This window comes from Thalassobaculum sp. (assembly GCF_965223715.1).
Classification (GTDB): Bacteria; Pseudomonadota; Alphaproteobacteria; order Thalassobaculales; family Thalassobaculaceae; genus Thalassobaculum.
The window spans coordinates 1,472,415-1,486,367 of the sequence record NZ_OZ245012.1 but is presented as its reverse complement, the minus strand read 5'-3'; the positions used below and the strand labels follow the sequence as shown (position 1 = coordinate 1,486,367).

The following is a 13,953-nucleotide window of genomic DNA, read 5'->3' as shown; positions in this document are numbered from 1 at the left end:
TGATTCCATGGTTGCCTCCCGCACCGTCCGCATCGGCGATCTCGCCGTCGCCAACGACCGCCCGTTCACCCTGATCGCCGGTCCGTGCCAGATCGAGAGCCGGGAGCACGCGCTGGAGATCGCCGAGGAGCTGGTGAAGGTCTGTGACGCGGCGGGCGTGCCGCTGATCTTCAAGTCGTCCTACGACAAGGCGAACCGGACCAGCCTGAACGCCGGCCGCGGCGTCGGCATCGACCAAGGCCTCGCGATCCTGGCCGAGGTGCGCGAGAAATTCGGCTGCCCGGTGCTGACCGACGTTCACGAACCGCCGCAATGCGCCATCGCCGCCCAGGCGGTGGACGTGCTGCAGATCCCGGCCTTCCTGTGCCGGCAGACCGACCTGGTGGTCGCCGCCGGCGAGACCGGCAAGGCGGTCAACGTCAAGAAGGGGCAGTTCCTGGCCCCCTGGGACGTGGCCAATATCGCGAACAAGGTGGCCGCCACCGGCAACCAGAACATCCTGCTGACCGACCGGGGCACCAGCTTCGGCTACAACACCCTGGTCTCCGACATGCGCGGCCTGCCGGAAATGGCCCGCGACGGCTATCCGGTGGTGATCGACGCCACCCACTCGGTGCAGCAGCCGGGGGGCAAGGGCGGCTCTTCGGGCGGCCAGCGGGAGTTCGTGCCGGTCATCGCCCGCGCGGCCCTGGCGGTCGGTGTGGCCGCCGTCTTCATGGAATGCCACCCGGATCCGGACAGCGCGCCGTCCGACGGCCCGAACATGGTGCCGCTCGATCAGGTCGGCGGCCTGTTGGCGACCTTCAAAGCCTTCGATAGCATTGCCAAAGCGAATCCGATCACCCTCGACTGAGGGTGGAATAGGAGCTTTATGGCAGTCCAGGAAGGCCGCTACGGCCTGACCTACACCACCGCGCGCCCGGAGGCTGTGGAAGCCTTCGACGGCATGGTCACCTCCTATCTTGGCTTCGGCCGGGATATCGGCGACCGGCTCAAGCAGGTCTTCGCCGCCGATCCAGACATGCCGCTTGCCCATGTGGCCAAGGGCTATCTGTTCAAGCTGTTCGGCAGCGGGGCGATGGCCGAGCGGGCCAAGAAGGCCCTGACCGAGGCCAAGGCGAAGGCTGAAACCCATGGCATGACCGAGCGCGAGGCGCTGCATCTGGCCGCCCTGGAGGCCTGGTGTGCGGAGGACATCGACCGGACCACCGCCTGCTGGGAGCGGGCGGTGCTGGAGTATCCCAAGGACGCGCTCGCCCTGCGGCTCGCCCATTTCAACCATTTCTACGCCGGCGAGGGGCGGATGATGCGCGACAGCACCGCCTGGGTGCTGCCGGACTGGAGCAAAGACGATCCGGATTACGGCTTCCTGCTCGGCATGCATGCCTTCGGGCTGGAGGAGGCGGGCGACTACGCCGCCGCCGAACCGGTCGGCCGCGAGGCGGTCGAGCGCAATCCGGCCGATGCCTGGGCCGTTCACGCGGTCGCCCATGTGATGGAGATGCAGGGCCGCCACCGCGAGGGCGTGGACTGGGTCGCTGGGCTGGAGTGCGACTGGTCGGTCACCAACAATTTCCGCTTCCACCTCTACTGGCACCAGGCGCTGTTCCATCTGGAGCGCGGCGAGACCGACGCAGTGCTGGCGCTGTACGACCGGCAGATCGCCTCCGACCTGGACGCCGACATGTATCTCGACGTCTGCAACGGAGCGTCGCTGCTGTGGCGGCTGGAGATGTACGGCGTTGATGTCGGCGACCGGTGGAAGGAGCTGGCCCGGGTCTCCCTGCGCCATGCCGAGGATCATGAGCTGATCTTCGTGTCGCTGCATTATCTGATGGCGCTGCTGAAGGGCGGGGAGCCTCAGGCCGCCGCCACCCTGGCGAGCCACCTGGAGAGCTATGCCAACGCCGCCACCACCCAAGGCCGGGTCGCCGCCCGGGTCGGCACCGCCACGGCCGAGGCGCTCGCCGCCCTCGCCAGTGGCGATGCGGCGACGGTCGTGGAGGCGCTCTACCCGGTGCGCTACGACCTGACCTGCATCGGCGGCAGCCATGCCCAGCGCGATCTGTTCCACGAGATGCTGATCACCGCCGCTGTAGAGGCCGATCCGACACTCGCCCGCGCCCTTCTGGCCGAACGCACGGCGGTGAAGCCGAACTCGGCCTGGAGCTGGCAGAAATATGCCACCGCCCTGAAGGCGACCGGCCGGGACCAGGCCGCCGACCTGGCAAAGGCGCGGGCTGCGGCCTTGCTGTCGGCTGCCGCGGGTTAGGGCGTAGTCACCTAAACGCCCGACCACAGCCTCATCGCGGCGTGCCCAACTGGATGGAGGAGATCGATCCCGTGAGCCGCGATGGGTATTTCGACGAAAGGGTCGCGGAAACCTACGATCAGACTCACGGAGGCAACGACCCTGCCTCGATCCGGCGGACCGTTGATTGTCTGATCGACCTGTCCGATGGCGGGGAGATCCTTGAATTCGCCATCGGGACCGGCCGAATTGCCCTGCCGCTGGCCGAGCAAGGCGCGCTCGTGAAGGGGATCGAGCTTTCCAGGGCCATGATCGACAAGCTGCGCGCCAAGGAAACATCGACAGCGATCGAGGTCGCGATCGGCGACATGACGTCGGTGCGCGTTGCCGGGAGGTTCTCGCTCGTCTTTCTTGTCTTCAATACCATCGACAATCTGACGACACAGCAGGCGCAGGTCGCCTGCTTCAAGAACGCTGCTTTACATCTGGGATCCGGAGGCCGGTTTCTTGTCGAGACGCAGGTACCGCCCCTCCGAAAGGTTGCGTTTGGTGAAACGAGGCTGGCATTCGCAAGCGAGCCAGGACACTTCGGCGTCGATGTGTTTGATTTTGCTACACAGACCTACAGGTCGAACCACGTCTGGATGGACGGTGACCGCCACACGCATGTTTCGATCCCGTTCCGCTATGCTTGGCCCGCTGAACTCGATCTGATGGCGGAGATCGCCGGTATGGAACTGGAGTTTCGCTGGTCCGATTGGGATCGCGCGCCCTTCGACCATCTGAGCGGCAAGCACATATCCGTGTGGCGAAAGCCCTGACGCCGCGAACGGCAGCGCCGCCGTCCCCAACGTGGACAGCCGACTGATCAACCGCCGCAGATGGACGGAAGGCGGTCATCGGCCTTCGTGAGGACATGCCCTGGAGCACAACCAGATGGAAACATCGGATCTTGCTCTAGGCTTTCTGGATCACGGAGCCGTCGCTGCGGCGCACGAAATACTCCTCGCCGTCGATCCAGCGCACCGCCATGTCGACATCCGAGTAGTCGACCTCGTCGCCTTCGGTGCGGTCGCCGATCTCCAGATAGGTCGCCTCCGCGTCGGAGCGGTTCTGCAGCGCGTGCCCGTCGCCTGTGCCCTTGGGGAAGGCGGCACAGTCGCCCGGACCGAGCACCCGTTCGCCCGCATCGGTCTGCAGCACCAGTTCGCCGGTCAGCACCATCACGAACTCGTCCTGCCGGGTGTGCCAATGACGCAGGGCCGACTGGCAGCCGGCGGGCAGGATGACGTGGTTGACGCCGAAATTGGTGATCCCGCCGTGGTTGCCGAGCCTGCGTTTGACGCGCCCGGCAGAGCCTTCTGCGTAGGCGGCCGGATAGCCGTTTCCGATCTCCGGCGGGACCGACAGGGCGGGGTAGGAGGGTGTGGTCGGGCTGTCGGTCATCGGGCATCGCTTTCGGCGGAGGTCGCTGCCCTCAGTCTATAGACCCGGCCCGAAATGAAAACGGCGGCCCGAAGGCCGCCGCGATCTCTGTCCTCAGGAAGGCGATCAGACGAAGAGCGAGACGCCCCGCGTGTCACCCGATCCGGTGCCGCCCTGGTCGGACGCCCCCGGCAGCAGCGAGTTCGTGCTGTTCGGCGCCGCGGCCTCTTCCTGGCGCTCCTCATCCTCGGTCGCCGCCTGGGCGCTGCCGGTATCCTGCTCCTGGGTCGCCTGGATCAGTGCGCTTAGGGACTGGCTGTCCAGCGAGGTGCCGGGAACGCTCGTACCCTGGCCGGGGGGCGGGCTGCTCTCGGTGCCGAAGCGATCCTGCCGCGCCTCGACCTCGGTCGTGTCGCTGGTCCCGAACCGGGATTCCTGAGCCTCCTGGGCGCGGTTCTCGTCCGCGCGGCTCGGCGGCTGGTTGTTTCGAAGGGCGCTGAGCTGAGAGCCGCCCTGGGTATCGACGCCGGCGATTGCCATGTCGCACTCCTTGATCGTCGCGTCCCGATACGTCTACCGGGTAACGGCCATAATCTAGTCGTTCCGACCGTGAATTACAAATCCGCCGCGTGGCGGAAAAGCGTCGGATCGCTCACGTCCTGTTGAACTTGGCGTGTTGAATGCTGCCGGGAGCAAGGCTATTGAGAGCGCGCCGACCGAACGCCCCGACCCTCACCCTGCCCACCCTTTCTGTGTAGAGGAAAGACATGAGCGCCATTATCGACATCACCGCCCGCGAAGTCCTGGACAGCCGAGGCAATCCGACCGTCGAGGTTGATGTGGCGCTGGAGACGGGCGCCATCGGCCGCGCCGCCGTTCCCTCGGGCGCCTCCACCGGCGCCTACGAGGCGGTGGAGAAGCGCGACGGCGACGCCAAGCGCTACGGCGGCAAGGGCGTGCTGGCCGCCGTCGACGCGGTGAACGGCGAGATCTTCGACACCCTGTCCGGCCGCGAGGCGTCCGAGCAGCTTCTCATCGACAAGGCGCTTATCGAGCTGGACGGCACCGAAAACAAGGGCCGGCTCGGCGCCAACGCGCTGCTGGGCGTGTCGATGGCCGTCGCCAAGGCCGCGGCCGCCGAGATGGAGCAGCCGCTTTGGCGCTACCTGGGCGGTGCCTATGCCCATGTGCTGCCGACCCCGATGATGAACATCATCAACGGTGGCGCCCATGCGGACAATCCGATCGACTTCCAGGAATTCATGATCATGCCGGTGTCGGCGCCGACCTTCGCGGAGGGACTGCGCTGCGGGGCCGAGGTGTTCCAGGCGCTGAAGAAGCGGCTGGCGGCGGACGGCCACAACACCAATGTGGGTGACGAGGGCGGCTTCGCGCCGAGCTTCAAGGGCGCCGACGAGGCGCTGGGCGCGATCATGAAGTCGATCGAGGCGGCCGGCTACACGCCCGGCGAGGACGTGATGATCGCCCTCGACCCGGCCTCCACCGAGTTCTTCAAGGACGGCAAGTATGTGCTGGAGGGCGAGGGCAAGACCTTGGACACCGCCGGCATGATCAAGCTCTACGCCGACCTGTGCGCCCGCTATCCGATCGTGTCCATCGAGGACGCCCTGTCCGAGGACGACTGGGATGGATTCAAGGCGCTGACCGCCGAGATCGGCAAGAAGGTGCAGATCGTCGGCGACGACCTCTACGTCACCAATCCCAAGCGCCTGAAGCGCGGCATCGCCGAGGACAGCGGCAACGCCATCCTGGTGAAGGTCAACCAGATCGGCACTCTGACCGAGACCCTGGAGACCATCAGGACCGCTCAGGGCGCGCGCTTCGGCACGGTGATCTCGCACCGCTCCGGCGAGACCGAGGACACCACCATCGCCGATATCGCGGTGGCCACCAATGCCGGCCAGATCAAGACCGGCTCGCTGTCCCGCTCTGACCGGATCGCCAAGTACAACCAGCTCCTGCGCATCGAAGAGGCGCTCGGCCCGGCAGCCCGCTATGCCGGCCGCCAGTCCCTGGCGCCGCTGGCCGGCTAAGCGCCGACGGCAGGAAAGGCTCCGCCGTGGCCGAGAAGCCGCGCACCCATCCGTCCCGGCTCGGCGACAGCGCAACGCTGAAGCTGCCGGGATGGCGCCGTGGGGTGTTTCCGTTCGCCTGCGCCGTCGTCGTCGCCTCGGGCATCGGGCTGATGTCCGGGGAGGAGCCGCGGACGGAGACCGGTGGCGCCATGGTTCTCATCGGCCTGCTCGCCGGGGCTCTGTTCCTGTTCGCCACCAACGCGCTGAACCGGTTGCAGGTGCACCTGGACCGCGAGGGTCTGACCGTCGCCAAGCTGTGGACCGTGCGCCGCTATCGTTGGGACGAGGTGTCGGACTTCACGGTGTCGGGCCGGGGCAGCGCCCGGGGCGCGAAGCTCTCCTATGTGGTGTTCAATGCCGACCGGGGCACCGGGATCGGCCGGGCGATGAACCGCTTCCTGACCGGCAAGACCCAGATCCTGCCGGTCGGCCTGGTCTTCGAGGACGGCTCCGGCGACGCGATCATCGTCGCCGACGTGCTGAACGCCTGGCGCGAGCGGGCGCTGAAGCACGCCCAGAGACGCGCGCCGAAGTCCTGAGTCTTTTCTGCAACAGTGGCGCGGATTCGCTCTTTACGGGCCTTCGATTCGCGTTCTGTTCACGGTGACCGTTAATCCCCTTCATGATTCAATGCGTTGTCTTCGCAGATTGGAGGGTTCGGTGTCCCTGTCGGCTGAACTGAAGCGACGCGTTCCCAAGGTTCTCGGCCCGCTCATGGCCTCCCTGCTGATGGCGTATTTCGCCTATCACGCGGTCGAGGGCGATCGCGGTCTGCGGGCATGGCAGCGGCTGGACATCGAGATCGCCGAGGCCAGCGACGTTCTCGGCGAGGTCGTCTCCGAGCGCGAGGCGCTCGAGAACAAGGTCGCCCGCCTGAACCCCAACAGCCTGGACACGGACATGCTCGAGGAGCGTGCCCGTCTGGTGCTGGGATATGTCCCTTCGAATTCGGTGGTGATCGGCAGCGGGCTCGTTCCGCGCGACGGTCTGGTGCTGAATGTTGCTGTTCGCTGAGTGATTTCGACAGCTTAACCAAAATCAAGTTAAGTTACGTTTTTGCGTTGCAACACAAGATGTTAGGCATCTTGAAAATGTGACGTCTTTCCCTTAGTTGTGTGGGTACCGAGTTGGCGCGGATTCAGCGCGCCCCGGCCACGTACAGGGGGAGACCCATGGCCCGTGCAGCCACCACGAAATCGGCCTCGAATTCCTCGGGTGCCGCGAAGAAACCCGCCGCCGCCAAACGCACGTCCCGATCGACCAAGTCCGCGCCCGCCAAATCGGCGATGCCGTCCAAGGACGAGCTCGTCGGCTACTACCGCGACATGCTTGTGATCCGACGCTTCGAGGAGAAGGCGGGCCAGCTCTATGGCATGGGCCTGATCGGCGGATTCTGTCACCTCTATATCGGCCAGGAGGCGGTGGTCGTCGGCATGCAGGCGGCGATCGGCGAGGGCGACACGGTCGTCACCTCCTACCGCGACCACGGCCACATGCTGGCCTGCGGCATGGAGGCCCGCGGCGTGATGGCGGAGTTGACCGGCCGCATCGGCGGGTACTCCAAGGGCAAGGGCGGCTCGATGCACATGTTCAGCCGCGAGAAGAATTTCTTCGGCGGCCACGGCATCGTCGGCGCCCAGGTGCCGATCGGCACCGGCCTCGGCTTCAACCACCGCTACCGCAAGACCGACCGGGTCTCGCTCACCTATCTCGGCGACGGGGCGGTGAACCAGGGCCAGGTCTATGAGAGCTTCAACATGGCGGCGCTGTGGAAGCTCCCGGTGATCTTCATCATCGAGAACAACAAGTACGCCATGGGCACCTCGCAGCAGCGTGCGGCGGCCGGCCCGTCCCTGGCGCAGCGCGGCCACGCCTACGGCATCCCGGGCGAAGAGGTCGACGGGATGGACGTGCTGGCGGTCAAGGCCGCGGGCGAGAAGGCGGTGAAGCACTGCCGCGAGGGCAAGGGCCCGTACATCCTGGAAATGAAGACCTACCGCTATCGCGGCCACTCCATGTCCGATCCGGCCAAGTACCGGACCAAGGAGGAGGTCAACAAGATGCGTCAGGAGCACGATCCGATCGACACCCTGCGCCGACTGGTGCTGGAGCAGGGCGTGGACGAGGACACGCTGAAGAAGGTCGACCGCGAGGTGAAGGATCTGATCACCGACGCGGCCGATTTCGCGCAGCAGAGCCCGGAGCCGGATGTCGAGGAGTTGTGGACGGACGTGCTGGTCGAGGCGCGCTGAGCGCGCCCGCCACACCCGCGAGCGAAACGAACGCGCGGTCGGCCCGAGGGGCGACACGGCCGCTGCACCCGAGAGGGGGGACACCGAATGCCTACTCCCATTCTGATGCCGGCCCTGTCGCCGACCATGACCGAGGGCAACCTCGCGAAATGGATGGTGAAGGAAGGGGACACGGTCTCCGCCGGCGACGTGATCGCCGAGATCGAAACCGACAAGGCGACCATGGAAGTGGAAGCCGTCGACGAGGGAACGGTCGGCAAGATCGTCGTCTCGGAAGGCAGTGAGGGCGTTCAGGTGAACGCGGTCATCGCCTATCTGCTGGAAGAGGGCGAGAGCGCCGACGACATTCCCGCCGATGGCGGCGAGGCGCCGGCCCCGAAGGCTGCTGCGCCCGCGGACGAAGATGACGGCCGCGACGACGCGGCGTCGGATCTGGCGGACGCGCCGAAGCGTCCGGCCGCGGTCTCGGCCCCGGCGGGCGATCCGGGCTCGCCGCTGGCGACCGCCACCCAGCTTCCCGACGACATCGACGAGGCGAAGTTCTTCAAGGAGACCACCCGCCAGACCGTGCGCGAGGCCCTGCGCGACGCCATGGCCGAGGAGATGCGCAACGATGGCGAGGTCTTCCTCATGGGCGAGGAGGTCGCCGAGTACCAGGGCGCCTACAAGGTCACCCAGGGGCTGCTCGACGAGTTCGGCGCCGACCGGGTCATCGACACCCCGATCACCGAGCACGGCTTCGCCGGTCTCGCGGTCGGTGCGGCCTTTGGCAACCTGAAGCCGATCGTCGAGTTCATGACCTTCAACTTCGCCATGCAGGCGATCGACCAGATCATCAACTCCGCCGCCAAGACCCTGTACATGTCCGGCGGCCAGATGGGCTGCCCGATCGTCTTCCGCGGTCCGAACGGGGCCGCCGCCCGCGTGGCCGCCCAGCACTCCCAGTGCTATGCGAGCTGGTACGCCCACTGCCCGGGCCTCAAGGTCATCTCGCCCTGGTCCGCGGCCGATGCCAAGGGCCTGCTGAAGGCAGCGATCCGCGACCCGAACCCGGTCATCTTCCTGGAGAACGAGGTCCTGTACGGCCAGTCCTTCGACGTGCCGACGGATCCGGATTTCGTGCTGCCGATCGGCAAGGCGAAGATCGTGCGCTCCGGCAAGGACGTGACCATCACCGCCTTCTCGATCATGGTCGGCAAGGCGCTGGAAGCCGCCGAGAAGCTGGCGGAGGAGGGGATCGAGGCAGAGGTCATCGACCTGCGCACCATCCGCCCGCTCGACATCCAGACGATCGTCAATTCGGTGCAGAAGACCAACCGTCTGGTCACCGTCGAGGAAGGCTGGGCCTTCTCCGGCATCGGCTCGGAGATCGCCTCGCAGGTGATGGAGGTGGCGTTCGACCATCTGGACGCGCCGGTCGGCCGGGTCGCCGGCGCCGATGTGCCGATGCCCTATGCCGCCAATCTCGAGAAGCTGGCCGTGCCGCAGACCGACAATATCGTCGCCGCGGCCAAGGCCGCCTGCTACCGCGCCTGAGGGGGACCGAGCGATGCCTACTCCCATTCTGATGCCGGCCCTGTCGCCGACCATGACCGAGGGCAACCTCGCCAAATGGATGGTCAAGGAGGGCGACACCGTCTCTCCGGGCGACGTGATCGCCGAGATCGAGACCGACAAGGCGACCATGGAAGTGGAAGCTGTCGACGAGGGAAAGATCGGCAAGATCGTCGTCGCCGACGGCACCGAGGGTGTCGCCGTGAACGCGGTGATCGCCTATCTGCTCGAAGAGGGCGAGAGTGCGGACGACATCCCCGTCGATGGCGGCGAGGCGGCTGCTCCGGCGCCGAAGAAGGAAGAGGCTCCCAAGGAGGAGCCGAAGCAGGAGGCCCCGAAGAAGGAGGCCAAGCCGGCCGCAGCGCCTGCGCCTCAGCAGTCCGCTCCGGCGAAGAGCAGCAGCGGCGGGCGCGTGTTCGCCAGCCCGCTGGCCAAGCGCATGGCCGAGCAGGCCGGTCTCGATTTGAACGACGTGGCCGGCTCCGGCCCGAACGGCCGGATCGTGAAGGCGGATATCGAGAAGGCGATGGAAGGCGGTGCGCCGAAGAAGGCCGCGGCCCAGTCCGCCGCTCCCGCCCAGGCTCCGGCGGCCGCTGCAGCGGCACCGGCCCAGGCGCCGTCGCCGGACGTGCCGGGCCTGCCGAGCTACCAGGAGATTCCGAACACCAACATGCGCAAGGTCATCGCCAAGCGCCTGACGGAATCCAAGCAGTTCGCCCCGCATTTCTACCTGACCATCGACTGCGAGATCGACGAGCTGCTGAAGGTCCGCAAGGACCTGAACGCCAAGTCCGATGCCTACAAGTTGTCGGTCAACGATCTGGTGATCCGCGCCTCGGCCATCGCGCTGAAGCAGGTTCCGGCGGCCAACGCTACCTGGACCGAGAAGGCGATCCGGATCTACGACCAGGTCGACATTTCGGTCGCCGTGGCGATCGAGGGCGGTCTGATCACCCCGGTGATCCGCGACGCCGGCTCCAAGGGCCTGGCCCAGATCTCCAAGGAGATGAAGGACCTCGCCACCCGGGCCCGGGACGGCAAGCTGTCGCCGGAGGACTACCAGGGCGGCACATTCTCGATCTCCAACCTGGGCATGTTCGGCATCAAGGACTTCGCCGCCGTCATCAACCCGCCCCAGGGCGCGATCCTGGCGGTCGGCGCCGGCGAGCAGCGTGCCGTGGTCAAGGACGGCGCGCTGGCCGTCGCCACGGTGATGAGCTGCACCCTGTCGGTCGACCACCGGGTGGTGGACGGCGCGGTCGGGGCGGAGTTCCTAGCGGCGTTCAAGAAGCTGATCGAAGATCCGCTCACCATGTTGCTGTAAGGGGAGGCGAGCTATGGCCGACACCCAATTCGACGTCATCGTGGTGGGCGGTGGGCCGGGCGGCTACGTCGCCGCCATCCGCGCCGCCCAACTCGGCATGAAGGCGGCGGTGGTCGAGCGCGAGCATCTCGGCGGCATCTGCCTGAACTGGGGCTGTATCCCGACCAAGGCGCTGCTGCGCTCCTCCGAGGTCGGGCACATCCTGCACAACCTCGACGCCTATGGCTTTTCCGCCAAAGACATATCGTTCGATCTTAAGAAGGTGGTTAAGCGCTCGCGTGACGTGGCGAAGCAGCTGTCCTCTGGCGTCGCCCACTTGCTGAAGAAGAACAAGGTCACCGTCATCGACGGTCAGGGCAAGCTCGCCGGCACCTCTGGCGGCCTCCGCAAGCTGGAGGTGACCAAGGACGGCAAGTCGGTCGGAACCTACAGCGCCAAGAACATCATCCTGGCCACCGGTGCGCGCGCGCGCACGCTTCCGGGCATGGAGCCGAACGGCAAGACCATCGTGACCTACAAGGAAGCGATGGTGCCCGAGACCATGCCGAAGAAGCTGCTGGTCATCGGCTCCGGCGCCATCGGCATGGAGTTCGCGAGCTTCCACCACGACATGGGCGCGGACGTGACCGTGGTTGAGGTGGTCGACCGCATCCTGCCGGCCGAGGATGCGGAGATCTCCGCCTTCGCCCTGAAGCAGTTCACCAAGCAGGGCATGAAGGTCCACACCGGCGCCAAGGTCCATAAGCTGGAGGCCACCTCCAAGGGGGCCAAGGCCGAGATCGAGGTGAAGGGCAAGAAGGAGACCCTGGAGGTCGACCGGGTCATCCTCGCCGTCGGCATCGTCGGCAATGTGGAGGATCTCGGCCTTGAAGGCACCAAGGTGAAGGTCGAGAAGACCCACGTGGTGACCAACGAATGGCTGGAGACCGGCGAGCCGGGCGTCTACGCCATCGGCGACCTCGTGGGCCCGCCCTGGCTCGCCCACAAGGCCAGCCACGAGGGCGTGCTCTGCGTGGAGAAGATCGCCGGCGTGAAGGGCCTACACCCGCTGAACACCAATCTGGTCCCGGGCTGCACCTACTGCCGTCCGCAGATCGCCAGCGTCGGCATGACCGAAGCGGAAGCCAAGGAGAAGGGCCACGAGCTCAAGGTCGGCCGCTTCCCGTTCATCGGTAACGGCAAGGCGATCGCGCTGGGCGAGCCCGAGGGCATGGTGAAGACCATCTTCGACGCCAAGACCGGCGAGTTCCTGGGCGCCCACATGATCGGCGCCGAGGTCACCGAGCTGATCCAGGGCTATGGCGTGGCCATGACCCTGGAGACCACGGAGGCGGAGCTGATGCACACCATCTTCCCGCATCCGACCCTCAGCGAGATGATGCACGAGTCCGTCCTTGACGCCTACGGCCGGGCCATCCACTTCTGAGGTTCGCAATTCCGCACGGATCGAGCCTGCAAAGGACCGAGCAATGACAGAGGCGACCATATCTGCCGACAAGGCGCGGGTCCGCCATCCCGAGAAGGCGCACAAGCCGGACAATCCGGTGCAGAAGCGCAAGCCGGCCTGGATCCGGGTGAAGGCGCCGACCTCGGCGACCTACCAGGAAACGCGGCAGATCATGCGCGACCACAACCTCCACACCGTGTGCGAGGAAGCGGCCTGCCCGAATATCGGCGAATGCTGGTCCAAGCGGCATGCGACGATGATGATCCTGGGCTCGGTCTGCACCCGGGCCTGCGCCTTCTGCAACATCGCCACCGGCCGGCCGGATCAGCTCGACCCGCACGAGCCGGAGAACGTGGCGAAGTCCGTCGCCAAGCTCGGCCTCAACCACGTGGTCATCACCTCGGTGGACCGCGACGACCTGCCCGACGGCGGGGCAGGGCATTTCGCCGAGACGATCCTGCAGATCCGCAAGCACTCGCCCGGCACCACCGTGGAGGTGCTGACCCCCGATTTCCGGCGCAAGAAGGACGCGCTGGCCATTGTCGTCGGGGCGAAGCCGGACGTGTTCAACCACAACCTGGAGACCGTGCCGCGGCTCTACGGCACCGTGCGGCCGGGGGCGCGCTATTTCGGCTCGCTGCACCTGCTGCACCAGGTCAAGGAGATGGACCCGTCCATCTTCACCAAGTCCGGCATCATGGTCGGCCTGGGCGAGGGGCCGGAGGAGGTCCATCAGGTGATGGACGACCTGCGCTCGGCCGAGGTGGATTTCATGACCATCGGCCAGTACCTGCAGCCGACCCCGAAGCACCATCCGGTCGACCGGTTCGTGGAGCCGGCGGAGTTCGACACCTACAAGAGCCGGGCCTTCAACAAGGGCTTCCTCATGGTCTCGTCCTCGCCGCTGACCCGCTCGTCCTATTTCGCCGGCGACGACTTCGCCCGGCTGCGCGCCGCCCGAGACGCGCGGCTGGCGGGCAAGCCGGTGCGCGAGGCCGACGCTATTGGTGTGTCTGTCGAGCCGGCTGCCGCCGCGCCCGCCGCCGAATAACCGACCCGATCGCTGTCTGAATGCCGACACACGCCGAAAAGCGCATCGTTCCGTATTCCCCGGACCAGATGTACGCGCTCGTCGCCGACGTGGAGACCTATCCGGACTTCCTGCCCTGGTGTGTCGGCGCGCGGATCAAGAAGCGCGAGGGCAGCGTGTTCTTCGCCGACCTGATGATCGGCTACAAGCTGATCCGGGAGCGCTTCACCTCGCGGGTGGAGCTGCATCCGGAGGACCGGCGGATCGACGTGACCTATACGGACGGGCCGTTCCGGTACCTGAACAACCACTGGGTCTTCGTCGAGCAGGAGCAGGGCGGCTGCCTGATCGATTTCTACGTCGATTTCGAGTTCAAGAACCTGGTGCTGCAGCGAGTCATGGGCCTGTTCTTCAACGAGGCCGTCCGGCGCATGGTGCAGGCGTTCGAGGATCGGGCGAAGACGCTGTACGGCTGAGTTCCCCCCTGCGACACGAAGATCCCCATGTGGGCTCTGGGTCCCGGCCGACCTCCGGGTCAGGCCCGGAGCTCGCCGGGATGACGTGTATTAATCTC

14 protein-coding genes are annotated in these 13,953 nt (G+C 66.4%); 12 read left to right on the top strand and 2 right to left on the bottom strand.

The window, feature by feature from the left end; translation table 11 throughout:
• Positions 1-7: 7 nt before the first annotated feature.
• The 3 genes from kdsA to ACOQOP_RS06895 all read left to right on the top strand — a co-directional run bounded on the left by kdsA (position 8) and on the right by ACOQOP_RS06895 (position 3,072).
• Positions 8-853 (top strand): 3-deoxy-8-phosphooctulonate synthase, encoded by an 846-nt coding sequence (gene kdsA / locus ACOQOP_RS06905; RefSeq protein WP_420565587.1) that lies wholly within the window; start codon positions 8-10, stop codon positions 851-853.
• 18 nt (positions 854-871) lie between these two features.
• The gene (locus ACOQOP_RS06900) at positions 872-2,272 is read left to right on the top strand and encodes a tetratricopeptide repeat protein (protein WP_420565586.1); all 1,401 of its coding nucleotides are present in this window, start codon (positions 872-874) and stop codon (positions 2,270-2,272) included.
• A gap of 71 nt (positions 2,273-2,343) precedes the next feature.
• Positions 2,344-3,072, top strand: coding sequence for a class I SAM-dependent methyltransferase (locus ACOQOP_RS06895; protein WP_420565585.1), 729 nt, complete (start codon positions 2,344-2,346; stop codon positions 3,070-3,072).
• A 136-nt stretch (positions 3,073-3,208) separates the two neighbouring features.
• Here the strand turns inward: ACOQOP_RS06895 and ACOQOP_RS06890 are convergent, their stop codons facing one another.
• Together ACOQOP_RS06890 and ACOQOP_RS06885 are read right to left on the bottom strand one after the other, a co-directional pair.
• The gene (locus tag ACOQOP_RS06890; protein ID WP_420565584.1) at positions 3,209-3,697 is read right to left on the bottom strand and encodes a cupin domain-containing protein; all 489 of its coding nucleotides are present in this window, start codon (positions 3,695-3,697) and stop codon (positions 3,209-3,211) included.
• Between the two features lie 105 nt (positions 3,698-3,802).
• Positions 3,803-4,216 carry a hypothetical protein gene (locus tag ACOQOP_RS06885; RefSeq protein WP_420565583.1) on the bottom strand — a complete coding sequence of 138 codons (414 nt, stop codon included), beginning with the start codon at positions 4,214-4,216 and terminating at the stop codon, positions 3,803-3,805.
• A gap of 227 nt (positions 4,217-4,443) precedes the next feature.
• Between ACOQOP_RS06885 and eno the strand changes: the two genes are divergently transcribed.
• The 9 genes from eno to ACOQOP_RS06840 all read left to right on the top strand — a co-directional run bounded on the left by eno (position 4,444) and on the right by ACOQOP_RS06840 (position 13,855).
• The gene (gene eno, locus ACOQOP_RS06880; protein WP_420565582.1) at positions 4,444-5,730 is read left to right on the top strand and encodes a phosphopyruvate hydratase; all 1,287 of its coding nucleotides are present in this window, start codon (positions 4,444-4,446) and stop codon (positions 5,728-5,730) included.
• A gap of 26 nt (positions 5,731-5,756) precedes the next feature.
• Positions 5,757-6,311, top strand: coding sequence for a hypothetical protein (locus tag ACOQOP_RS06875; protein ID WP_420565581.1), 555 nt, complete (start codon positions 5,757-5,759; stop codon positions 6,309-6,311).
• Positions 6,312-6,432: 121 nt separating this feature from the next.
• Positions 6,433-6,786, top strand: a complete 354-nt coding sequence (locus tag ACOQOP_RS06870; protein ID WP_420565580.1) for an FtsB family cell division protein — start codon at positions 6,433-6,435, stop codon at positions 6,784-6,786.
• A 272-nt stretch (positions 6,787-7,058) separates the two neighbouring features.
• Complete coding sequence (pdhA, locus tag ACOQOP_RS06865; RefSeq protein ID WP_420566522.1) at positions 7,059-8,024, top strand: pyruvate dehydrogenase (acetyl-transferring) E1 component subunit alpha; 966 nt, start codon at positions 7,059-7,061, stop codon at positions 8,022-8,024.
• A gap of 87 nt (positions 8,025-8,111) precedes the next feature.
• The gene (locus ACOQOP_RS06860) at positions 8,112-9,560 is read left to right on the top strand and encodes a pyruvate dehydrogenase complex E1 component subunit beta (RefSeq protein ID WP_420565579.1); all 1,449 of its coding nucleotides are present in this window, start codon (positions 8,112-8,114) and stop codon (positions 9,558-9,560) included.
• 13 nt (positions 9,561-9,573) lie between these two features.
• Positions 9,574-10,902, top strand: a complete 1,329-nt coding sequence (locus ACOQOP_RS06855) for a pyruvate dehydrogenase complex dihydrolipoamide acetyltransferase (protein WP_420565578.1) — start codon at positions 9,574-9,576, stop codon at positions 10,900-10,902.
• Positions 10,903-10,915: 13 nt separating this feature from the next.
• Entirely contained in the window at positions 10,916-12,328 is a 1,413-nt protein-coding gene (gene lpdA / locus ACOQOP_RS06850) for a dihydrolipoyl dehydrogenase (RefSeq protein ID WP_420565577.1), read from the top strand.
• 43 nt (positions 12,329-12,371) lie between these two features.
• A complete protein-coding gene (lipA, locus tag ACOQOP_RS06845; protein WP_420565576.1) occupies positions 12,372-13,400 on the top strand; it encodes a lipoyl synthase in 1,029 nt (342 codons plus the stop codon).
• 20 nt (positions 13,401-13,420) lie between these two features.
• On the top strand, positions 13,421-13,855 hold the full coding sequence (locus tag ACOQOP_RS06840; protein WP_420565575.1) for a type II toxin-antitoxin system RatA family toxin: 435 nt from the start codon (positions 13,421-13,423) through the stop codon (positions 13,853-13,855).
• Positions 13,856-13,953: the final 98 nt, after the last annotated feature.

Excerpts from the sequence above, each read along its gene's own strand:
- ACOQOP_RS06860 (WP_420565579.1), top strand. The coding sequence starts at position 8,112 with ATGCCTACTCCCATTCTGATGCCGGCCCTGTCGCCGACCATGACCGAG.
- ACOQOP_RS06890 (WP_420565584.1), bottom strand. The coding sequence starts at position 3,697 with ATGACCGACAGCCCGACCACACCCTCCTACCCCGCCCTGTCGGTCCCG.
- ACOQOP_RS06885 (WP_420565583.1), bottom strand. The coding sequence starts at position 4,216 with ATGGCAATCGCCGGCGTCGATACCCAGGGCGGCTCTCAGCTCAGCGCC.
- kdsA (WP_420565587.1), top strand. The coding sequence starts at position 8 with ATGGTTGCCTCCCGCACCGTCCGCATCGGCGATCTCGCCGTCGCCAAC.
- ACOQOP_RS06840 (WP_420565575.1), top strand. The coding sequence starts at position 13,421 with ATGCCGACACACGCCGAAAAGCGCATCGTTCCGTATTCCCCGGACCAG.
- ACOQOP_RS06855 (WP_420565578.1), top strand. The coding sequence starts at position 9,574 with ATGCCTACTCCCATTCTGATGCCGGCCCTGTCGCCGACCATGACCGAG.
- ACOQOP_RS06900 (WP_420565586.1), top strand. The coding sequence starts at position 872 with ATGGCAGTCCAGGAAGGCCGCTACGGCCTGACCTACACCACCGCGCGC.
- lipA (WP_420565576.1), top strand. The coding sequence starts at position 12,372 with ATGACAGAGGCGACCATATCTGCCGACAAGGCGCGGGTCCGCCATCCC.
- pdhA (WP_420566522.1), top strand. The coding sequence starts at position 7,059 with ATGCCGTCCAAGGACGAGCTCGTCGGCTACTACCGCGACATGCTTGTG.
- eno (WP_420565582.1), top strand. The coding sequence starts at position 4,444 with ATGAGCGCCATTATCGACATCACCGCCCGCGAAGTCCTGGACAGCCGA.
- lpdA (WP_420565577.1), top strand. The coding sequence starts at position 10,916 with ATGGCCGACACCCAATTCGACGTCATCGTGGTGGGCGGTGGGCCGGGC.